The organism is Pararhizobium gei (genome assembly GCF_029223885.1).
Lineage (GTDB): Bacteria > Pseudomonadota > Alphaproteobacteria > Rhizobiales > Rhizobiaceae > Pararhizobium > Pararhizobium gei.
Window position 1 is genome coordinate 45,787 of sequence record NZ_CP119409.1, and the last position, 19,139, is coordinate 64,925.

A 19,139-nucleotide genomic window follows, 5' to 3' on the forward strand; every position below is an offset into this window, starting at 1 on the left:
TGCTTCCTCCAAGTGTCGCTTCAGTGCCGAAAGTGCCGCATGCCGGTGAAAACCATCGCGACCCCGGCCTCATCCGCTGCTGCGATGACCTCGGCATCACGCATCGAACCGCCCGGCTGAATGACCGCCGTGGCACCGGCTGCAATCATCGAAAGAAGGCCATCGGCGAACGGAAGAAATGCTTCCGAGGCAACAGCAGAGCCACGCGTAAGGGGCGCCGCAAGTCCCAGCGCCCTGGCGGCCTCTTCGGCTTTCAGTCCAGCGATGCGGGCGGAATCGACACGGCTCATCTGACCGGCGCCGATGCCGACCGTCTGCCCGTCCTTGGCATAGACGACGGCATTCGACTTGACATGCTTTGCCACCTTGAAGGCGAAGCGCATATCCTCGAACTCCCGATCCGTCGGCACACGCTGTGTCACCACCTTGAGCTCAAGGTCTTCGACCATGCCGTTGTCGCGCGTCTGGACCAGAAGCCCGCCTGCGACGGTTTTCGCCGAAAGGCCCGGAACACGCGGATCAGGCAGCTCGCCGGTGACGAGCAGACGCAGGTTGGGTTTGCCGGCGATAATGGCTTTCGCTTCGTCGCTCACCGACGGCGCAATGATGACTTCGGTGAAAAGCTTGACGATTTCCTTGGCCGTTGCGCCGTCCAGATCCTGGTTCAACGCGATGATCCCGCCGAACGCCGATGTGGAATCGCAGGCCAGCGCCCGCTCATAGGCCTCGAGCAGACTCTTGCCGGTCGCGACGCCGCAGGGATTGGCATGCTTGATGATGGCGCAGGCGGGTGCCTTCTCGGGTGCAAATTCGGCCACCAGTTCAAAGGCGGCATCGGTATCGTTGATGTTGTTGTAAGATAGCTGCTTGCCTTGCAGAAGCAGTGCCGTGGCGACACCGGGGCGGTTCTCGCCGGTCAGATAGAATCCGGCTTTCTGATGGGGATTTTCGCCGTAGCGCATCTCTTCCTTCAGCCTGCCGCCGATCGTGCGGTGCCGGGGCATCGGTGTCTCCAGGACCTCGGCAAACCAGTTGGAAATCGCGGCATCATAGGCGGCGGTGCGCGCATAGGCCCTCGCGGCCATGCTCTGCCGGAAGGCAAAGCTGGTCGTCGCCCCGGCACCGAATTCCGCCAGCAACGCGTCGTAGTCAGAGGCATCGGTAATCACGGTGACATAGGCATGGTTTTTGGCGGAGGCGCGGATCATCGCCGGACCGCCAATATCGATATTTTCCACCGTCGTCGGATAGTCGCCTCCTTTGGCGCGGACATCCTCGAATGGATAGAGATTGATGACGGCGAGATCGATGCCGGTAATGCCATGGGTGGTCATCGCCTGAACATGATCCTCGTCGTCACGGATCGCCAGAAGACCCCCATGCACGCCGGGATGCAGCGTCTTGACTCGACCATCCATGACTTCCGGGAAACCCGTCAGTTCCGAGACGTCGGTGACCGGGAGCCCAGCCTCGGCAAGGGTCTTATGGGTGCCGCCGGTGGACACAAGATGGACGCCTCTTTCATGCAGGGCCTGGGCGAGATCGACAATGCCGGTCTTGTCGGATACCGACAGGAGCGCGGTGCGGACGGACACCTCGTTCGGGGCGGGAATTTTCTTGGAGGCGACAGCCATCATCAAGCTCCTTTTGCGCGCCGGAGACGGGAAGGGTCCGGCAAATATGAGCCTGCCGTTATCACAGCTTTCTGGATGAAGAAACCGTTTGATTGCGCAGGACCGGCGGGTTTACCGGTCACGTCTGGCGCGACAGCACCCACTGGATCTCCGGCTGCGCGGCTGCCGTGAAGCTGACGGCGATCTGCGACGACTGTCGCACGCCGGACGGATCCGCGAAAAAAACGTCTTCTTCGATTTCAACCTCGCTGTCACGGCAGGTGAAAAGCCAGGTTTCGCTATCGGGCGCCGTCAGATAGACCTCGTGGGGGCTGTGCTGCCGCAAGACGATGGCGGGGTGGATATGAAACCGCGCCACGGCGCTTGCGGTGTTCGTGGCGGCAGGATCCGTACCGTCCTGTTGCAGCAACCGGTCCCGGCCACGCAATACGGTGCCCTGACCATTGAGGCTGATATCGCGCTCATGAACCAGCCCAAAACTGCGGACATAGCCGTCATGCCGGGCAATGATGCTGTCGGGCTCGGCCTCCTGGCGGACGCAATCGACCCTGGAGACGCCGCCGGTGACGATGGGTCCGAGAAACCGGGACTGCGACAGCCTGGCTGACGAGTGATCCTGGACGGTGACGGTGGAATGCGCCGCCGTCATGCGCGCCATTTGCCGGTAGCGCTCGCCGGCAAATTTCGGCGAGCCCGAATTGATGACGAACCGGTGCCGCCCGGAAGACATCTCGAAAGACAAACAGCCGGCATGCGCCGTGCGCGACAGTTCCGGCGACAACGGCATGCCGGTGTCCATGATCGCCAGCACCCTGCCGGCAGCCAGACGCTGATATTGCATATGCGGCAATGCCTTGAAGGCCGCACCGGCCGTTTCATCATAACGCAGCACCGCCATCAATTCGTTGGCAAGCGTCGATGTCGCACCGTTAAACAGGGCCAGCTCGCCGCCTTGATGACGGAAGAAACGCAGCGCAGGATACATGCGATCAATGCAGGGAATGAGCTTAGCCGGCACATCATGGCCAAGATTAACGTAGGTCTGGCGGAGTGGCAGCAGGTCCAGCAGCAATTCCAGTCCGGTGCGCGGATTGCGGGAGCAATGGCCTCCATCTGGAAGGATCTGCCGGTCGAGTTCGGCATCGAGATTTCTGGCGGCTTTGCGGATCGTCGCTTCGGACGCCGGCATGGCGACCGATGCCATTGCAAGCGCGATCCGCACCCGCAACCGGGCCTCTCCGTCGCAGGTGGTATCGGCAACATGCTTGAGATAACGAACCTGAAGGGCGAGGCTTTTCAGGAAACGGCGATAAAAGGCATGCTCGGCGTCCCGTAGTATAATTGGCGAGTGGGAGAGCCAGGCAATCAGCCGCTGCGCTATGATATCCGCGTCCCAGGCTATGCCGCCGATCCTGCGACCATGTGTTTCGATCCAACCGCCGACAAGGTGACGCAAGTGCCGAAGCGCGTCCTCCTCCTTGATCGAGCGCATATGCCGAACCCAGCCGAAACCGTGAAGCCGCACCGCAAATTCCTGCGACGGCAAATCCATTTCGAACGGCGATTCGCCCTCGGTGTCGAGCACGCGGCCGGCAAGCGGAAAGCGGCCTTGCATGATCTCTTCGGCAACGAAAGGATCGACTGCGCGCAGATCTGTCGGCGCAACGATCAACCGGTCGGGCGCCTTGCCGGTAAACCGGAAGGCGCTGTTTCGGCCGAGCGCAAGCCGTCGCGAAAAGCGCCGCCAGCTCTCATGCAGATAGAGATGAAACAACCGTTGCCGGTCTGAAATGCGCATTCTAGCCGCCCGCTGCTCCTCCGACCGGACCGGGCTTCAGACCGCAAAATCGGAATGACGGCTGTCCGTACTACAAACAATAAGGACCATGTTCATGCCTAAAAAGTCATTAAATTTTTACAGATCACCCCGGTATTGTTAGGCAAACCGGCTCCCCGCGTCAATCTCATCAAACGACGGCCGACAGGGACGTCATGCCGCTCTGCGCAAAACGACCGCATAAAACCCGTCAAGGCCTCCGGCAAATCCATCCTCGGGTGCGATCATTGCAGGCGTTGTCCGGAATTCACCTTCGCTCGTTATCGCATCCTCAAGTCCGGGCCAGGCCGAAGGATCGACAGCCACGCGCTCACAACCCCCGTCCGCAAGCACGCGACGGGTCACCTCTTCGCCCTCTCTCTTGTCCAGCGAACAGTTCGAAAAAACGACAAGTCCACCCGGCCGTACCAAGGTCAGCGCGTGCCGCAACAGGCGTTCCTGAAGCAGCGCCAGCTTTTCGATGTCTTTCATGTCCTTGGTCCAGAGGACATCGGGATGGCGACGGATCGTTCCGGTAGAGGAACAAGGCGCATCCAGGAGAGCGGCGTCAAAAAGATCATCGGTGTGGAAATCGGCCATGTTGATTTCCAGCGTCTCCGCTTTCAACCCAAGACGCGACAGATTACCGTCGAGACGCTTCAGCCGGCTTGCCGACTGATCGAGCGCCGTCACCTTGGCACCGGCAGCGGCGAGTTGAGCTGTCTTTCCCCCCGGGGCCGCGCACAAATCAATAACACGCTTGCCGGCAAGAGCACCGAAAAGCCGTGCGGGAATCGAGGCCGCAGCATCCTGAACCCACCATTCTCCGTCTTCGAAGCCCGCCAATGCAGGAACACCTCCGACAAAAGCAGCAAGACGGACAGAACCTGTCGGCAGAACACGCCCATTCAGGCGTTGCGCCCAGGCGGCAGCCTCGGACTTCACGGTAATATCGATAGCGGCAGGCGATAGAACAGCATCGGCGATCAGCTGTGTTTGTTCGAAACCGTAGGTATCGACAAGCCGCTTATAGAACCAAGCTGGAATTGCCGGCGCGCTTTCACCGATCGTCTCGATCAAATGTTGCTTCTCGCGGGATAGGCGGCGCAAAACCGCGTTGACCAGACTGGCGAAGCGCTTGTTTCGCGGATCGGTTTGCGCCTGTTCGACGGCGAGATCCACGGCAGAGTGGTCCGGGATATCGAGATAGAGGATTTGCGCGGCAGCCACCGTCAACACATGGTCCAGCGCCCGGGCGCCTTCGGGCAGGGGCGTCTGCAGCAAGGAACCGATCATCGCCTCGATCCGCGGCAGTTGACGCAGCGCAGAATTGAGGATGGCACGCACCAGCGCACGGTCGGCCTCATTCAAATCTTTATAGGCAGGATTGCCATTTTGCGCGTCCAGCATACCGTCGAGAGATGTCTTGCGGTCGATCACAGCACCGAGGATCTTCGCTGCGGCCTGCCGCGCTTGCAAACCGGGCTTGTCGTTGCGGGTAGGAGGAGCTTCGCCCCTATCGCTCACGCGTGAGGGACGGTGAACTCGTTTCGGCGGCGAAGTGGTTTTATTCTCGTCGGACATCAGGACCAGGGACCTTTGGGCGGTTCGGAACCACCGCGACCCCAGCCGGTTGACGGAACGGAGCGCGATTTCCGGGTTTGATTACCAGCCCTGACGGGCGGCGTCGATACCGTGCCGATCTCTTCCGCCAGGCGTTGCAGCGCCGCGATGCGATTTTCCGTCGCCGGGTGGGTGGAAAACAGATTGTCCATCCGCTCGCCCGACAGCGGATTAATGATGAACATATGCGCGGTCGCAGGATTGCGTTCGGCCTCTACATTCGGAACCTGATGCGCGAAATTGGCGATTTTTGCCAGCGCGGAAGCAAGTGAGAGCGGGTTTCCGCAAATTTCGGCACCGCGCCGGTCCGCAGAATATTCGCGGGTGCGGCTGATTGCCATCTGCACAAGCATCGCGGCAAGCGGCGCAACAATCATCGCGGCCAAGGTTCCGATGAAGCCGAGCGGATTGTTGTTTTCACGGTTGCCGCCGAAAAAGAACGCGAAATTGCCAAGCATGGAAATTGCGCCTGCAAGTGTCGCGGTGAGCGTCATGGTTAATGTATCGCGATACTGCACATGCGCCAGTTCGTGGGCCATGACGCCTGCCACCTCGTCATAGGTGAGAGCGTGAAGCAGTCCTGTGGAAGCAGCGACTGCCGCATTCTCTGGGTTACGGCCGGTGGCAAAGGCGTTGGGCTGCGCATTGTCGATGATATAGACGCGCGGCATGGGAAGACCGGCATTTTTCGCCAGATCGCGAACGATACCATAATATTCCGGTGCTGAGCGCTCATCGACTTCCTGCGCATTGTACATCCGCAAAACCATCTTGTCGGAATTCCAATACGAGAAGAAATTCATGCCGGCGGCGAGCACGAGCGCAATCATCATGCCAGCGCGACCGCCGATGACGAAACCGACGGCCATGAAAAGCGCCGTCATGAATGCCAGAAGCATGGCGGTACGGACAAGGTTCATCAATGTTCTCCCAGGCGTTTCACGTGAATCACGCCTTTTGCTTGTGCAAAAGCTTTCTATATGATGGTGACATCACATGGATTCTTCAACATCGCCTGGGATAATTTGGGTTCCGATGCAAAATGACAATGACAATCAGCTATCTTCGCTGCCGAGAAATCTGACGCCCGCAGCACAGCGCGCATTGCGGGAGGCGGATGAACGTCGCAAAGCGATGCAGGCGCGGGACGCTCCACTTGAGCTTGGGGGAAGGGGTGGACCTGATCCGGCCCGATATGGCGATTGGGAGATAAACGGTAGGGCGATTGACTTCTGAGGAAATAATTCCTGTTGTAATAGGCATTACATCAGAATATATTCCTTTCATGAGATCTGTCATTTGCGCTTTAGCCCTCGGTTTTCCCCTCCTGTTTCAGGCGGATGCAACGTGCGCCTATGACAGGGGCGTCGTGATCGACGGCCCTGTTCGGGCTCAAATCATTCGCGTTATTGATGGAGATACCTTGCTGGTGGCAGCAAAACCGTGGCCGCAACAAACGATGGAAGTCTATGTGCGGCTCCGGGGAATTGATGCACCAGAGATAAAATCGCATTGCGCATCCATAAGTGCCGCCGGGAAACAGGCTCAGGCAGCACTTGCCGGTCTTGCCGGCGAACAGAGCGAAGTTCAGTTGCTCCATATTTCCGGCGACAAATATTTTGGACGGGTCTTGGCTGATGTCACGCTGGCCGATGGCCGGAATCCGGCTCATGAGTTGCTGTTATCGGGCTATGTCGTCCCCTACCAAGGTGGGCGCAAGGCGAGGGAGATCTGTATTTCCCTCTGGTAAAGCGACAGCATAGCCCTCCAAGCCGGCCCGAATCATTCCTTCCTGTTCTGGCGGCTTGCGATCAGGTCTTCCACCACAGCAGGATCTGCGAGCGTCGAGGTATCGCCCAGTGCCGAGAAGTCATCCTCCGCGATCTTGCGCAGAATGCGGCGCATGATCTTGCCGGACCGGGTTTTCGGCAGGCCCTGCGCGAACTGGATCTTGTCCGGTGCAGCAATGGGGCCGATCTCCTTGCGGACATGCTTGACGAGATCCTGTCGTAAGGCGTCGGTTCCTTCCTCACCGGCCATCAGGGACACGTAGCAATAGATACCCTGGCCTTTGAGATGGTGGGGGTAGCCGACGACGGCAGCTTCCGATACCAGATGATGCGAGACAAGCGCGGACTCCACCTCCGCCGTGCCGAGGCGATGGCCGGATACGTTCAGAACGTCATCGACGCGGCCAGTGATCCAATAGTAGCCGTCCTCGTCGCGACGGCAGCCGTCACCGGTGAAATATTTCCCTTTGTAGGTCGAAAAATACGTCTGGGCGAAGCGGGCATGGTCACCATAGATTGTGCGCATCTGGCCTGGCCAGCTGTCGATGATGCAAAGATTGCCGTCTGCGGCACCTTCCAACACCGCACCTTCATTATCCACCAGCTGTGGTTTCACGCCAAAGAAAGGTCGCGTTGCCGAACCGGGCTTCAGGTCTGTCGCCCCCGGCAGCGGGGTAATCAGGATGCCCCCGGTTTCGGTCTGCCACCATGTATCGACGATCGGGCAGCGCTGTTCGCCGACGATGTTGTAGTACCATTCCCAGGCTTCCGGATTGATCGGCTCTCCGACCGAGCCGAGCAGCCGCAATGACGCCCGGGACGACCGCTGCACAAAACCATCGCCTGCGCCCATCAGCGAACGGAGCGCCGTGGGCGCCGTATAGAAGATATTGACCTTATGCTTGTCGATGACTTCCCAGAACCGTCCCTGGTCGGGAAAATTGGGAACGCCTTCGAACATCAGCGTCGTCGCTCCATTGGCGAGCGGGCCGTAGACGATGTAGGAATGACCTGTCACCCAGCCGACATCCGCCGTACACCAGTAGATATCGCCATCGCGATAGTCGAAGACATATTGATGGGTCATCGACGCATAGACGAGATAGCCGCCTGTCGTATGAAGAACACCCTTCGGCTTTCCGGTTGATCCGGACGTGTAGAGAATGAACAGCGGGTCTTCCGCCTTCATTTTGACCGGCGGGCAATCGCGCGGGACGCTGACCATTTCCTGGTGATACCAGACATCGCGGCCGGGCGCCCAGGCGGTCTTGCCGCCAGTGCGGCGTACCACAAGGACCTTGTTGACGATCACATGGTTCTTGGCGGCGATATCGATGGCCGTATCGGTATTTTCCTTAAGGGGAATCGGCTTTCCGCCGCGCACGCCCTCGTCGCAGGTAATGACGAAGGTGGATTCGCAATCGACGATGCGCCCGGCCAGTGCATCCGGGGAAAAGCCGCCGAAGACAACGGAATGCACGGCGCCGATACGCGAACAGGCAAGCATTGCATAGGTTGCCTCGGGGATCATCGGCATGTAGATCGTGACGCGGTCGCCTTTCTTGACGCCGTGCTTCTTCATCACATTGGCGAGCCGGCAGACATGCTCGTGAAGCTCATTATAGGTGATCTTCTTGTCGATATAGGGATTATCGCCTTCCCAGATGATCGCAACCTGGTCGCCTCGGGCCTTAAGGTGCCGGTCGATGCAATTGTAGGAGACGTTGGTCAGGCCGTCCTCGAACCATTTGATGGATACACGGCCATTAAAGGAGGTGTTTTTGACTTTGGTGTAAGGCTTGAACCAGTCGATCCGCATACCGTGTTTATCCCAGAAACGATCCGGGTTTTCGATGCTTTCGCGATACCATCGCTGATAGGTTTCGCTGTCGATAAGAGTGCGGTTTTTCGCGGCTTTCAGGACCGGATAGGTTTTGGCAGACATGACGATTTCCTCCCTGCGCAGGCTGTCGGGACGGCACAACTCCCCGTGCACGACCTCTTCGGTGGCAATACATATCAGGTCAACAGACCGCGTCCATTAGACAAAAGGTCATTTGTCGGAGAAGAATTGCATTTCTGCGACGACACAGGTATAGAGGCGCTAATTTCCCGGAAATTGAGTGGTAACACCCCACGGCCCGCGACACCGGCGCGGACGGACAGAAGGACTATATCCATGGCTCAACAACTGCTTATGCCCAAAGCGACGGCCGTATGGCTTGTTGACAACACCGCCTTGTCGTTCGAACAGATCGCTACATTCTGCAAGCTGCATCCGCTCGAGGTAAAGGCAATCGCCGATGGTGAATCCGCTCAGGGCATCAAGGGCCTCGATCCGATTTCGACTGGACAGCTGTCCCGCGACGAAATCGCCCGCGCCGAAGGCAATCCAAACCATAAGCTGAAACTGTCCGAGCCGAAAGTTCGGGTACCGGACAGCAAACGCAAGGGCCCGCGATACACGCCCGTATCCAAGCGTCAGGATCGCCCCAACGCTATTCTCTGGCTGGTTCGCAACCATCCGGAACTCAAGGACGCCCAGATTTCACGCCTTGTCGGCACGACCAAATCGACGATCGAGCAGATCCGCGAGCGCACGCACTGGAACTCCACAAATCTGACGGCCATGGATCCGGTGACGCTTGGTCTGTGCACGCAGATCGACCTGGATCTTGAAGTCGAACGCGCCTCCAAAGGCAAGCCGTTGCCGACGGCTGCCGAACTCGGCGCCACTCTGGAAGCGTCGCGGGAAACGGAAAAGCTGCCTTTCTCCTACGACCGCGACGAGGAAAAAGGCATCGATGCCGACGCCGTTTTTGCAAAACTCAAATCTTTGAAGTCCGACCGCAAGGACGACGAGGAAGACGATCGCTACTAATCGTCTGTATCGTCTGTCAGGCTCGGAACCCGGCCGGGGTCGGTTCTGAGCCTGACAGGCTGACCGCGTTCCGGCCCACAGTCAACGCGTGCCGAAAATCGCTGAACCGACTCGAACACTGGTAGCCCCAAACTCGACAGCCGTTTCGAAATCGCCCGACATGCCCATGGAGAGCTTTTCCAGGCCGCAACGTCTGGCGAGCTTAGCCAGAAGCGCAAAATGTGGTCCCGGATTTTCGTCGGCCGGCGGAATGCACATCAGGCCTTCGATAGGCAAGCCCAGCGTATCACGGCAAAAGACGACAAAGGCCGTTGTCTCATCCGGCACGATGCCGGCCTTCTGTGGCTCGAGCCCCGTATTAACCTGCACATAAAGCCGAACCGGCTTGTTCTGACGGGCAATCTCGGTTGCGACTGCCCGCGCGATCTTTTCGCGATCGATCGTCTCGATGACATCGAACAGGGCTACGGCATCTGCCGACTTGTTTGACTGCAACGGCCCGATGAGACGCAACTCGATGCCGGATGTTTCCTCTTTCAGGGTAGGCCATTTTACCTGCGCCTCCTGCACCCGGTTTTCGCCGAAAATTCGCTGTCCGGCGGCAATCACCGGACGGATAATGTCAGCTTCGAATGTCTTGGAAACGGCAACCAGCGACACGGCGCCTGAAGCCCGGTCCGCTCTGCTTTCAGCCAACCGAATCCGGTTCACGACATCATTCAATTGTGCTTCGATATCTATTGCCACACTGTCCGCCAATTCCTTGCCTGCCACGCCGGCGTCGTTCAAACCCGGCCGACGACTAGCAGCCTTTGATCGAACTGCCAAAGTTTTCGCTGCAAAGCCGTCCAAAACTTGACGCTATCGTTGTTTCATGGTGAAGGTCACCCCAAATATTCGAACGTGCGCCTTTCCTGCGCGAAAAATTCCGGAACATCACCCAATGGCCACCGAACGTTATAATCCGCGCGATGCTGAACCCCGCTGGCAGCAGGAATGGGAGCGCAACAAGGTCTTCATCACCGACAACGACGACCCGCGCGAAAAATATTACGTGCTTGAGATGTTTCCTTATCCTTCGGGCCGTATCCACATGGGTCACGTCCGAAACTACGCAATGGGCGATGTGGTTGCCAGATACAAGCGCGCCCGCGGCTACAACGTATTGCACCCGATGGGATGGGATGCGTTCGGCATGCCGGCTGAAAATGCCGCCATGGAGCGTGGCGTGCATCCCGCTGCATGGACCTACCAGAATATTGCCTCGATGAAGGCGCAATTGAAGGTGATGGGCCTGTCGCTCGATTGGTCCCGCGAATTCGCCACCTGCGACGTCGAATATTATCAGCGCCAGCAACATCTTTTCCTGGATTTCCTCGAAAAAGGCTTGGTCTATCGCAAACAGTCGAAGGTCAACTGGGATCCGGTCGACAACACTGTGCTTGCCAATGAGCAGGTCATCGACGGTCGCGGATGGCGCTCGGGAGCGCTGGTGGAGCAGCGGGAACTGACCCAGTGGTTTTTCCGCATCACGGATTTCAGCCAGGAACTTCTGGATTCGCTGGATACTCTGGACCATTGGCCTGAAAAAGTCCGGTTGATGCAGAAAAACTGGATTGGCCGGTCCGAAGGGCTGACAATCCGCTGGGAGATCGTCTCCAGCACGTCCGACATAGCAGAGGTATCCGTCTATACAACGCGTCCCGATACGCTGTTCGGTGCCTCGTTTCTGGCGATTGCCGCCGACCATCCTCTGGCACGGCAGGCAGCAGCATCCAGTTCTGAGATCAATGCTTTTTGCGAGGAATGCCGTCGTGCCGGCACGTCACTGGCCGCCCTTGAAACTGCGGAAAAGAAGGGTATCGATACGGGTATCCGGGTAAAACACCCACTCGATCCAACTTGGGAATTGCCCGTTTACATCGCCAATTTCGTGCTGATGGACTACGGGACCGGGGCCATTTTCGGATGCCCTTCCGGTGACCAGCGGGATCTCGACTTCGCGCGACGATATGATCTCCCCGTCGTTCCCGTCGTTATGCCGAAGGACGGTGATGCAGCAGCCTTCACCATCGGCAGCGAAGCCTATGTCGGCGACGGAGTGATGATAAACTCCGGTTTTCTCAACGGGCTCTCTACAAGCGAGGCTTTCGAGAAGGTCGCATCGCTGCTGGAAGGCCGCGTACTGGGGGATGCCCCGCAAGCGGAGCGGAAGGTGAACTTTCGCCTGCGTGACTGGGGCATTTCCCGCCAGCGATATTGGGGTTGCCCGATCCCGGTCATCCACTGCGAGGACTGCGGTGTTCTGCCGGTGCCGAAGGCCGATCTGCCCGTGAAACTGCCTGACGACGTGACTTTCGACCGCCCAGGCAACCCGCTTGATCGCCACCCCAGCTGGCGGCACGTCGCCTGCCCTCGCTGTGGCAAGGATGCACGCCGCGAAACCGACACGATGGATACTTTCGTTGATTCTTCCTGGTATTTCGCGCGGTTCACGGCGCCCTGGGAGGACAACCCGACGGATCCGAAGGCAGTGAACAACTGGTTGCCGGTCGATCAATATATTGGCGGCATTGAGCATGCGATCCTGCATCTGCTTTATTCGCGGTTCTTTACCCGGGCAATGAAAGCGACAGGTCACGCTGATCTCGACGAGCCCTTCAAGGGTCTTTTCACCCAGGGCATGGTGGTTCATGAAACCTACAGCCGGGCTGATGGGCAGCAGCGCGACTGGGTTACGCCCGCTGAAGTCATGATTGTCGAGATCGACGGGAAGCGTCAGGCGAGCCTGATTGAAACAGGCGAGCCGATTATTATCGGCGCCATCGAGAAGATGTCGAAATCCAGAAAGAATGTCGTTGATCCCGACGATATCATCGCCTCCTACGGCGCGGACACAGCACGCTTTTTCGTGCTGTCGGACTCGCCGCCGGATCGGGATGTGATCTGGTCGGAAGCGGGTGTCGAGGGCGCCCATCGTTTCGTGCAACGTCTGTGGCGGCTGATCTCAGAAGCTTCGGCGACACTGAAGGAGGCGAACGCCAAGACCGGTGCGAAGGGTCCGGCGCTGGCCGTTTCGCAGGCCGCTCACAAGACATTGAAGGCCGTGCAGGCAGACTATGACAAGCTGGCTTTCAACAAGGCCGTGGCCCGGCTGTATGAGTTGGTGAACGCGCTGTCGGCTCCGCTTTCGCAGGTCGCCGACGGGACAGCCGACACGTCGCTTGTCGAGGCGGTAAAGGATGCGACCACAATTCTTGTCCATCTCGTGGCACCGATGATGCCGCATCTCGCCGAGGAGTGCTGGCGTGCCATCGGCGGGGCAGGGCTGGTGGCACAGGCGCCTTGGCCGATATATGACGAGGCCTTGGTGGCAGAAAACGAAGTCACTATGCCCGTTCAGATCAACGGCAAGAAGCGAAGCGATTTGACAATCGCCCGTGATGCGGATCAGATCACCATAGAAAATGCGGTACTTGACCTCGACGTGGTCAAGGCAGCATTGAATGGCATGCGTCCGAAGAAGATCGTCGTCGTACCTCAGAGGATTGTGAATGTTGTCGTCTGAAACACGCTATCGGTATGGCCGACTTTTGACGCTGGGTTCGGTTGTTTTTCTGGCCGCATGTCAGGTCAAGCCGCTCTATTCCGAAGGCCAGCAGGGTCGTCCGGCAGCAGCCCTGGCCTCCATCGGAATTTCTGAAGCCGACGACAGGGTAGAGCAACTTGTCCGTAACGCCCTGATTTTTGCAACCTCCGGCGGAGCCGGCGAGCCCGCAAACCCTCAGTACAATTTGGCGTTGAACGTCACCAGCGATGTTATTGGTGTTCTGTATGATCAGGAATCGGACACGGCCGGTGCCGGTCGCGTCGTCGTCATGGCCGATTACAATCTGACACGTGCCAAGACCGGGGAAACGGTCCGTTCGGGCCAGCGGTCGGCTGTTGCCCTTGTCGATTTCCCCGAGCAGGAATTCGCCAAGGTTCGTGCAACCCGGGATGCGGAGAAACGCGCGTCAAAGGAACTTGCCGAAGTCGTTCGCGCCGATCTCGCAGCGGCCCTCGGCCGCTGATGCTGCCGGCATGACCGAGATCAAGTCGCATGAGTTCGATGGTCTCCTTCAGCAGGGGCTGAGCGACAAGAAGCTGTTTCTCGTCTATGGGCCTGATCGCGGGCTCGTGTCGGAGCGGGCAGTTCAGATTGCAGGCCGGACAGGTGTTGCGCTCGATGACCCGTTTTCGCTGGTCAAGCTTGATGCTTCCGATTTGCAGCAAACGCCCAGCCGCCTGCTGGACGAGGTCAACACATTTGGTCTGTTTGGCGGGGAGAAGCTTGTCTGGATTCGAGCCGCGGGAACGGAACGGCCGCTCGTTGAAAGCTTCTCGGTTCTTTCGCAAAATCCACCCACAGGCAGCTTTGTCATCGTGGAAGCCGGCGACCTCAAAAAGGGCACTGGCGCACGAAAGATCGGCGAAACCGCACGTTCGGTCTTGTCAATTGCGTGTTATGCCGACGACGCACGGGCACTGAATGCGCTGATCGACAACGAACTTGGACAGGAAAATCTGCGCCTTTCTGCCGCAGCCAGGGAACGCCTGAATGAGGCTCTCGGCGGCGACCGCATCGCTTCCCGCAACGAGCTGCGCAAACTAGCGCTTTACTGCCGCGGTCTCGGGATAGTGGAGGAAGAGCATGTTATTGACATTATCGGGGATTCCAGCGCGATTTCTGTTGATGACGCCATCGATGCCGTCCTGAAGGGTGATGTCGATGGTCTCAACCGCTCAATCCGTAAGATTACAGCATCCAAGACAGCCGTTTTCCTCGTGCTGCAGGCCTGCTTGAAGCAGTTTCAACTGCTTGACATCATGCGTGCGGAAATGGACGAGAAACGGCAACAGCCAGCGCAGGTCATAGCGGCCATGGGGCGCCACCTCCATTTTCGCCGCAAGCCGCTTGTGGAAGCGGCCTTGAAATCCTGGACACTTCCCGCCATCCGACGCGAACTGACACGGCTTCAAGCGGCAATCTTTCAGAGTCGTATACGGCAGTCGCTTGAGGCCAGCATTGCCATGCAGACGTTGCTGGCGATAACACTCCAGTCGGTTCAACGCTAGACGTTTCGGATCCGAACCGTCAGCGGCGTTCCAAAAGGCGACATATTTCTTCCAGCTGATCAAGTGTCTTATAGGAAATCCGCAGTTGCCCACCGGTGGCCTTGTGATTGACCGTTACTTCCAGGCCAAGGCTGTCGGATAAGGTTCGCTCCAAAGCCATGGTGTCCGCATCCTTTTCATCCCTGCGGGACGTTCGCTTAAAATCAGGATCTGTCTGGGCCCGAATGTCATTCTGTGCCAAGCGCTCCGCGTCACGCACGGAAAGCCCCTTCGACACGATCGACCGCGCCAAAGCAACTGGATCGGACGTGGGTATCAATGCACGGGCATGGCCAGCGGAAAGTGTGCCCGAGGATAACATATCCCGCACGGGCTCCGGCAGCTTGAGCAGGCGCAAACTATTGGCAACATGGCTTCTGCTCTTGCCGATGATCTCGCCCAAATCATTCTGCGTATAGCCATGCTCTGCGATCAACTGATCATAGCCAAGCGCTTCCTCGAGCGGGTTTAAATCGGAGCGCTGGACATTCTCAACAATTGCAATTTCCAACGCCGTGCGATCATCCACATTGCGGACAATAACCGGAATATCCGTGAAACCCGCCAATTGCGCCGCACGCCATCTGCGTTCCCCAGCAATGATCTCATATCGGCCTTCTGTAATCGTCCGGACCACTACAGGTTGCACGATACCATGTTGACGAATCGAGCTCGCAAGATCCTGCAAATCCGCCTCGTCAAACGATCGGCGCGGGTTGCGTGGGTTTCTCGACACGAATTCAATGGGAATACGACGATCCGGGTTTATTGCAGATACGGGCTCGGAGGCCTGCACCGGCTGATCCATTTCACCGATCAACGCTGCCAGTCCGCGGCCCAAGCGCCGTCGTGAGCTATCGTCATTCATAGATCGTACTCGCACCTATCGTTTCTGTTCCGAATCGCTTCACGCTGCTTTTCGTTGGCGTTCCCGCTGGATTACCTCTGAAGCCAGTTGCAGATAAGCCTGGCTGCCGGCACATTTCAAATCATACAGAATCGCCGGCTTTCCGTAGGAGGGCGCTTCCGATACGCGAACATTTCTTGGGATAAGCGTATGGTACACCTTCTCACCCAAATGGGTGCGCACATCATTGACGACCTGCTGCGCAAGATTATTTCGCGAGTCGAACATCGTCAAAACTATCCCCTGAATATCGAGTGTCGGGTTCACAGACCGTCTTACCTGGTCAACGGTTTCCAGAAGCTGACTGAGACCCTCAAGCGCAAAAAACTCACACTGTAACGGTACCAAAACGGAATGCGCGGCGGCCATCGCATTCATTGTCAACAAATTGAATGACGGCGGGCAATCAACCAGCACATAATTATACATCAGGGCGTCGGGCGAGCTCAATGCCTTACGCAACCGGAAGACACGATCAGCGTGCTGTGAAATCTCCATTTCGACGCCGAGAAGATCCATTGTCGATGGGATAATTGACAGATTTGGGACCACAGTGTCTAAAACCACTTCGGCAATACTGTGGGATCCTACCATCAATTCATACGAGGATAGCTTACGATCGACACGCCGGATGCCCAATCCGGTGCTGGCATTTCCCTGAGGGTCCAGGTCCACGATGAGAACGCGCTCTCCAATAGCAGCCAGCGCGGTCGCGAGGTTAATAGCAGTGGTTGTCTTTCCGACACCGCCTTTTTGATTAGCGATCGTAATAATTCTGTTTCGCTCAGTTAAAAGGCTTCTCACAGTTCGCCACCACTCTTTCGTGAGAGATTCGCAATTTCCAGAACAACTGAGTCCGGCTCCACGATGCTTTGGTGTTTTATCAGATCGAATTTAAACCGGCCATCAGCTTTATCGACTTCTAACTGATAATCCCTGCCTTTGTGAAAAAAGGCGCGCGTCGGTGTTCCGTCCATCCAGGGCAGGCAATATTCCAATAATTGTGACAGATCGGCAAGCGCGCGAGCCGAGAGGGCGTCGCATTCTTTGAGAGTCAGGGGTGCGCTTTCTATGCGCATGGTGCGCACACTGCCTCGCGCGCCGGTCTCCTGTAGAGCTACGCGGAGAAAGGCAGCCTTCTTGCCATTGCTTTCAACCAGATCGACCCAGCCATCCTTTAACTCCGTCAATAGAATTGCCGTGATAATCCCAGGGAAGCCGCCGCCGCTACCCAAATCTATCCATCTTTTTGGCCCCGGAAAGCAGCTGAATATCTGTGCGCTATCCATAATATGACGCCGGTATAGATCACCGATTGTCGATGGCGCGACGAGATTTATTGTTTTGGACCATTTGATAAACAGGTGACCGAAATGTTCGAGCCGTTGCTGAGTTTCACGTGAAACACGCAGGCCGTTTATCGACTCAATCGGACTCGCATTCATTGCGCGACTCGCACATCAAACGGGAGTTCGATTTTTCGAATCGACGCCAGAATGAGGGCAATCGCTGACGGGGTCATCCCGTCGATGTTCATAGCTTGCGCCAGATTGTTGGGCCGCTTCTTTGAAAGCTTGCTCTTCAACTCGTTGGAAAGACCTGAAAGCGCGTTGAAGTCAAAATTCTCCGGGATTGTCCGGCTTTCTTCCCTTTTCACACCTATAATATCAGCCGCTTGCCTCTGCATATAGACAGCGTATTTTGCGTCTATTTCCAAGGCTTCAGCCAACTTTGGATCGACCGTGTGAAGCTCCGGCCACATCTTGGCCAGGGAGTCGACCGTATGTTCGGCATAGGAGAGTAGCTCGTATGCGCTTCGTCGTTGCCCATCCAGGTTCAATTTCAGACCAACGGCACGACCTTGAGTCGGCGTGATCGTCAGTGACCGTAGAAGCGCCTTGCCCGCTTCAAGTGCCTCGATCCAGCTATTGAACCGGTGGCCTCGGGCCGCGGACACGCAGCCGAGGGCAATGGCATCCGGGGTTAGTCGTACATCAGCATTATCGGCACGGAGGGACAACCGATATTCAGCCCGAGACGTGAACATCCGATAGGGCTCAGTGACGCCGCGACTCGTTAAATCGTCAATCATGACCCCAATATAAGAGTTTGTTCGGCTGAATATATAGGGCGTACTTCCGGCCGCCATGCGGGCAGCATTCAAACCCGCAGTCAGACCCTGAGCTGCCGCTTCCTCGTAACCCGTCGTGCCATTGATTTGGCCTGCCAAAAATAATCCGGGAATCTGTTTAACCTCAAGGGATGCGCTCAGTTCACGGGGGTCAACGTGGTCATACTCAATCGCATAGCCCGGCTGAATGATGGCTACGTCTTCAAGCCCCGGTATCGTACGCATAAAATCCTGCTGAACCTCGGCAGGCAACGACGTCGAGATTCCATTGGGATAGACCGTATCGTCATCCAGACCCTCTGGCTCCAGAAAGATCTGATGTCCGTCGCGCTCCCCGAATCTGACAATTTTATCCTCGATCGACGGGCAGTATCGTGGGCCCACACCCTCGATCTGGCCTGAATACATTGCTGATCGATGAATGTTATCCTTGATAATTCTATGGGTCGCCTCGGTTGTTCGCGTAACACCACATTCTATCTGAGCATTTGTAATGGCGTCGGTCATAAACGAAAATGGCACAGGCTGGTCATCAGCACCCTGTCGACCGACTGAGTTCCAGTTTATGGTTCTTCCGTCCAACCGAGCGGGTGTTCCTGTCTTCAACCGACCCAGCCGTAGCCCGTAGCGCGTGAGTGTTGCGGAAAGTCCGACCGAGGGCTGCTCGCCCATCCGCCCGGCGGGCAACTTCTGGCTCCCCATATGGATGAGCCCGCGGAGAAATGTCCCCGTCGTCAGGACCGCGGCGCCGCAATGGATCACTTGACCGTCAGCAAGGCTTATACCAGCGACCCTGCCGTTGCGGAGCGTCAAATCGAATGCATCGCCTTCTATGATCGTTAGATTGGAAATCGCGGCGATCTCACCTTGCATCGCTTGCCGATAAAGCTTTCGGTCTGCCTGGGTGCGAGGACCACGAACTGCTGGGCCCTTCTTGCGATTAAGCAATCGAAACTGGATTCCGGCCGCATCGGCGACACGTCCCATCAAACCGTCCATCGCATCGATTTCCCGGACGAGATGACCCTTACCCAAACCTCCAATAGCGGGATTGCATGACATGACGCCGATCGTCGCCCGCTTATGTGTGACCAAAGCGGTCTTGGCACCAAGCCGCGCTGAGATGCTCGCAGCCTCACAGCCCGCGTGCCCGCCCCCGATGATGACGACATCAAAATTCAACATAGAAATCTCTTTTCA

General features: G+C 57.4%; 16 protein-coding genes. 6 read left to right on the plus strand and 10 right to left on the minus strand.

The annotated features are described in order from the left end of the window. Window positions 1-20: 20 nt before the first annotated feature. From purH to htpX, 4 genes are all read right to left on the minus strand, one after another. The gene (gene purH, locus PY308_RS00220; protein ID WP_275791235.1) at window positions 21-1,634 is read right to left on the minus strand and encodes a bifunctional phosphoribosylaminoimidazolecarboxamide formyltransferase/IMP cyclohydrolase; all 1,614 of its coding nucleotides are present in this window, start codon (window positions 1,632-1,634) and stop codon (window positions 21-23) included. A gap of 118 nt (window positions 1,635-1,752) precedes the next feature. Then, window positions 1,753-3,432 (minus strand): heparinase II/III family protein, encoded by a 1,680-nt coding sequence (locus PY308_RS00225; protein ID WP_275786693.1) that lies wholly within the window; start codon window positions 3,430-3,432, stop codon window positions 1,753-1,755. 192 nt (window positions 3,433-3,624) lie between these two features. Then, the gene (locus PY308_RS00230; protein WP_275786694.1) at window positions 3,625-5,034 is read right to left on the minus strand and encodes an RsmB/NOP family class I SAM-dependent RNA methyltransferase; all 1,410 of its coding nucleotides are present in this window, start codon (window positions 5,032-5,034) and stop codon (window positions 3,625-3,627) included. Further along, window positions 5,034-5,993, minus strand: a complete 960-nt coding sequence (gene htpX / locus PY308_RS00235) for a zinc metalloprotease HtpX (protein WP_275786696.1) — start codon at window positions 5,991-5,993, stop codon at window positions 5,034-5,036. The genes PY308_RS00230 and htpX overlap by 1 nt, the downstream gene beginning before the upstream one ends. Window positions 5,994-6,108: 115 nt before the next feature. Here htpX and PY308_RS00240 point away from each other — a divergent pair, with 115 nt between their 5' ends. Beyond that, on the plus strand, window positions 6,109-6,309 hold the full coding sequence (locus PY308_RS00240; protein ID WP_275791236.1) for a DUF1674 domain-containing protein: 201 nt from the start codon (window positions 6,109-6,111) through the stop codon (window positions 6,307-6,309). Between the two features lie 49 nt (window positions 6,310-6,358). After that, window positions 6,359-6,823, plus strand: a complete 465-nt coding sequence (locus PY308_RS00245) for a thermonuclease family protein (RefSeq protein WP_275786698.1) — start codon at window positions 6,359-6,361, stop codon at window positions 6,821-6,823. 32 nt (window positions 6,824-6,855) lie between these two features. Here PY308_RS00245 and acs read toward each other — a convergent pair whose 3' ends face one another. Then, window positions 6,856-8,808 carry an acetate--CoA ligase gene (gene acs / locus PY308_RS00250; RefSeq protein WP_275786699.1) on the minus strand — a complete coding sequence of 651 codons (1,953 nt, stop codon included), beginning with the start codon at window positions 8,806-8,808 and terminating at the stop codon, window positions 6,856-6,858. A gap of 234 nt (window positions 8,809-9,042) precedes the next feature. Here acs and PY308_RS00255 point away from each other — a divergent pair, with 234 nt between their 5' ends. Continuing rightward, entirely contained in the window at window positions 9,043-9,744 is a 702-nt protein-coding gene (locus PY308_RS00255) for a DUF1013 domain-containing protein (protein WP_275786701.1), read from the plus strand. Window positions 9,745-9,825: 81 nt separating this feature from the next. On the opposite strand, the gene PY308_RS00260 is transcribed toward PY308_RS00255, so the two are convergent. Next, window positions 9,826-10,485, minus strand: a complete 660-nt coding sequence (locus PY308_RS00260; RefSeq protein ID WP_275791237.1) for a YggS family pyridoxal phosphate-dependent enzyme — start codon at window positions 10,483-10,485, stop codon at window positions 9,826-9,828. Between the two features lie 202 nt (window positions 10,486-10,687). Here PY308_RS00260 and leuS point away from each other — a divergent pair, with 202 nt between their 5' ends. The 3 genes from leuS to holA are packed head-to-tail and all read left to right on the plus strand — an operon-like array spanning window position 10,688 to window position 14,862. After that, complete coding sequence (gene leuS / locus PY308_RS00265; RefSeq protein ID WP_275786703.1) at window positions 10,688-13,312, plus strand: leucine--tRNA ligase; 2,625 nt, start codon at window positions 10,688-10,690, stop codon at window positions 13,310-13,312. After that, window positions 13,299-13,817, plus strand: a complete 519-nt coding sequence (locus PY308_RS00270) for an LPS assembly lipoprotein LptE (protein ID WP_275786706.1) — start codon at window positions 13,299-13,301, stop codon at window positions 13,815-13,817. The genes leuS and PY308_RS00270 overlap by 14 nt, the downstream gene beginning before the upstream one ends. Before the next feature lie 10 nt (window positions 13,818-13,827). Next, the gene (holA, locus tag PY308_RS00275; RefSeq protein WP_275786708.1) at window positions 13,828-14,862 is read left to right on the plus strand and encodes a DNA polymerase III subunit delta; all 1,035 of its coding nucleotides are present in this window, start codon (window positions 13,828-13,830) and stop codon (window positions 14,860-14,862) included. Between the two features lie 19 nt (window positions 14,863-14,881). Here holA and PY308_RS00280 read toward each other — a convergent pair whose 3' ends face one another. The 4 genes from PY308_RS00280 to mnmG are packed head-to-tail and all read right to left on the minus strand — an operon-like array spanning window position 14,882 to window position 19,124. Next, window positions 14,882-15,769: a ParB/RepB/Spo0J family partition protein gene (locus tag PY308_RS00280; RefSeq protein ID WP_275786710.1), complete on the minus strand. Its 888-nt coding sequence runs from the start codon at window positions 15,767-15,769 to the stop codon at window positions 14,882-14,884. Between the two features lie 39 nt (window positions 15,770-15,808). Then, complete coding sequence (locus tag PY308_RS00285) at window positions 15,809-16,612, minus strand: ParA family protein (RefSeq protein ID WP_275786713.1); 804 nt, start codon at window positions 16,610-16,612, stop codon at window positions 15,809-15,811. Continuing rightward, complete coding sequence (gene rsmG / locus PY308_RS00290; RefSeq protein WP_275786716.1) at window positions 16,609-17,253, minus strand: 16S rRNA (guanine(527)-N(7))-methyltransferase RsmG; 645 nt, start codon at window positions 17,251-17,253, stop codon at window positions 16,609-16,611. Before rsmG ends, PY308_RS00285 begins: the two co-directional genes overlap by 4 nt. Continuing rightward, a complete protein-coding gene (mnmG, locus tag PY308_RS00295) occupies window positions 17,250-19,124 on the minus strand; it encodes a tRNA uridine-5-carboxymethylaminomethyl(34) synthesis enzyme MnmG (RefSeq protein WP_275786719.1) in 1,875 nt (624 codons plus the stop codon). The genes rsmG and mnmG overlap by 4 nt, the downstream gene beginning before the upstream one ends. Window positions 19,125-19,139 lie beyond the last annotated feature (15 nt).

Coding starts and splice junctions, on each gene's coding strand:
- purH (WP_275791235.1), bottom strand. CDS start 1,634: ATGGCTGTCGCCTCCAAGAAAATTCCCGCCCCGAACGAGGTGTCCGTC.
- PY308_RS00225 (WP_275786693.1), bottom strand. CDS start 3,432: ATGCGCATTTCAGACCGGCAACGGTTGTTTCATCTCTATCTGCATGAG.
- PY308_RS00230 (WP_275786694.1), bottom strand. CDS start 5,034: ATGTCCGACGAGAATAAAACCACTTCGCCGCCGAAACGAGTTCACCGT.
- htpX (WP_275786696.1), bottom strand. CDS start 5,993: ATGAACCTTGTCCGTACCGCCATGCTTCTGGCATTCATGACGGCGCTT.
- PY308_RS00240 (WP_275791236.1), top strand. CDS start 6,109: ATGCAAAATGACAATGACAATCAGCTATCTTCGCTGCCGAGAAATCTG.
- PY308_RS00245 (WP_275786698.1), top strand. CDS start 6,359: ATGAGATCTGTCATTTGCGCTTTAGCCCTCGGTTTTCCCCTCCTGTTT.
- acs (WP_275786699.1), bottom strand. CDS start 8,808: ATGTCTGCCAAAACCTATCCGGTCCTGAAAGCCGCGAAAAACCGCACT.
- PY308_RS00255 (WP_275786701.1), top strand. CDS start 9,043: ATGGCTCAACAACTGCTTATGCCCAAAGCGACGGCCGTATGGCTTGTT.
- leuS (WP_275786703.1), top strand. CDS start 10,688: ATGGCCACCGAACGTTATAATCCGCGCGATGCTGAACCCCGCTGGCAG.
- PY308_RS00270 (WP_275786706.1), top strand. CDS start 13,299: ATGTTGTCGTCTGAAACACGCTATCGGTATGGCCGACTTTTGACGCTG.
- holA (WP_275786708.1), top strand. CDS start 13,828: ATGACCGAGATCAAGTCGCATGAGTTCGATGGTCTCCTTCAGCAGGGG.
- PY308_RS00280 (WP_275786710.1), bottom strand. CDS start 15,769: ATGAATGACGATAGCTCACGACGGCGCTTGGGCCGCGGACTGGCAGCG.
- rsmG (WP_275786716.1), bottom strand. CDS start 17,253: ATGAATGCGAGTCCGATTGAGTCGATAAACGGCCTGCGTGTTTCACGT.
- mnmG (WP_275786719.1), bottom strand. CDS start 19,124: ATGTTGAATTTTGATGTCGTCATCATCGGGGGCGGGCACGCGGGCTGT.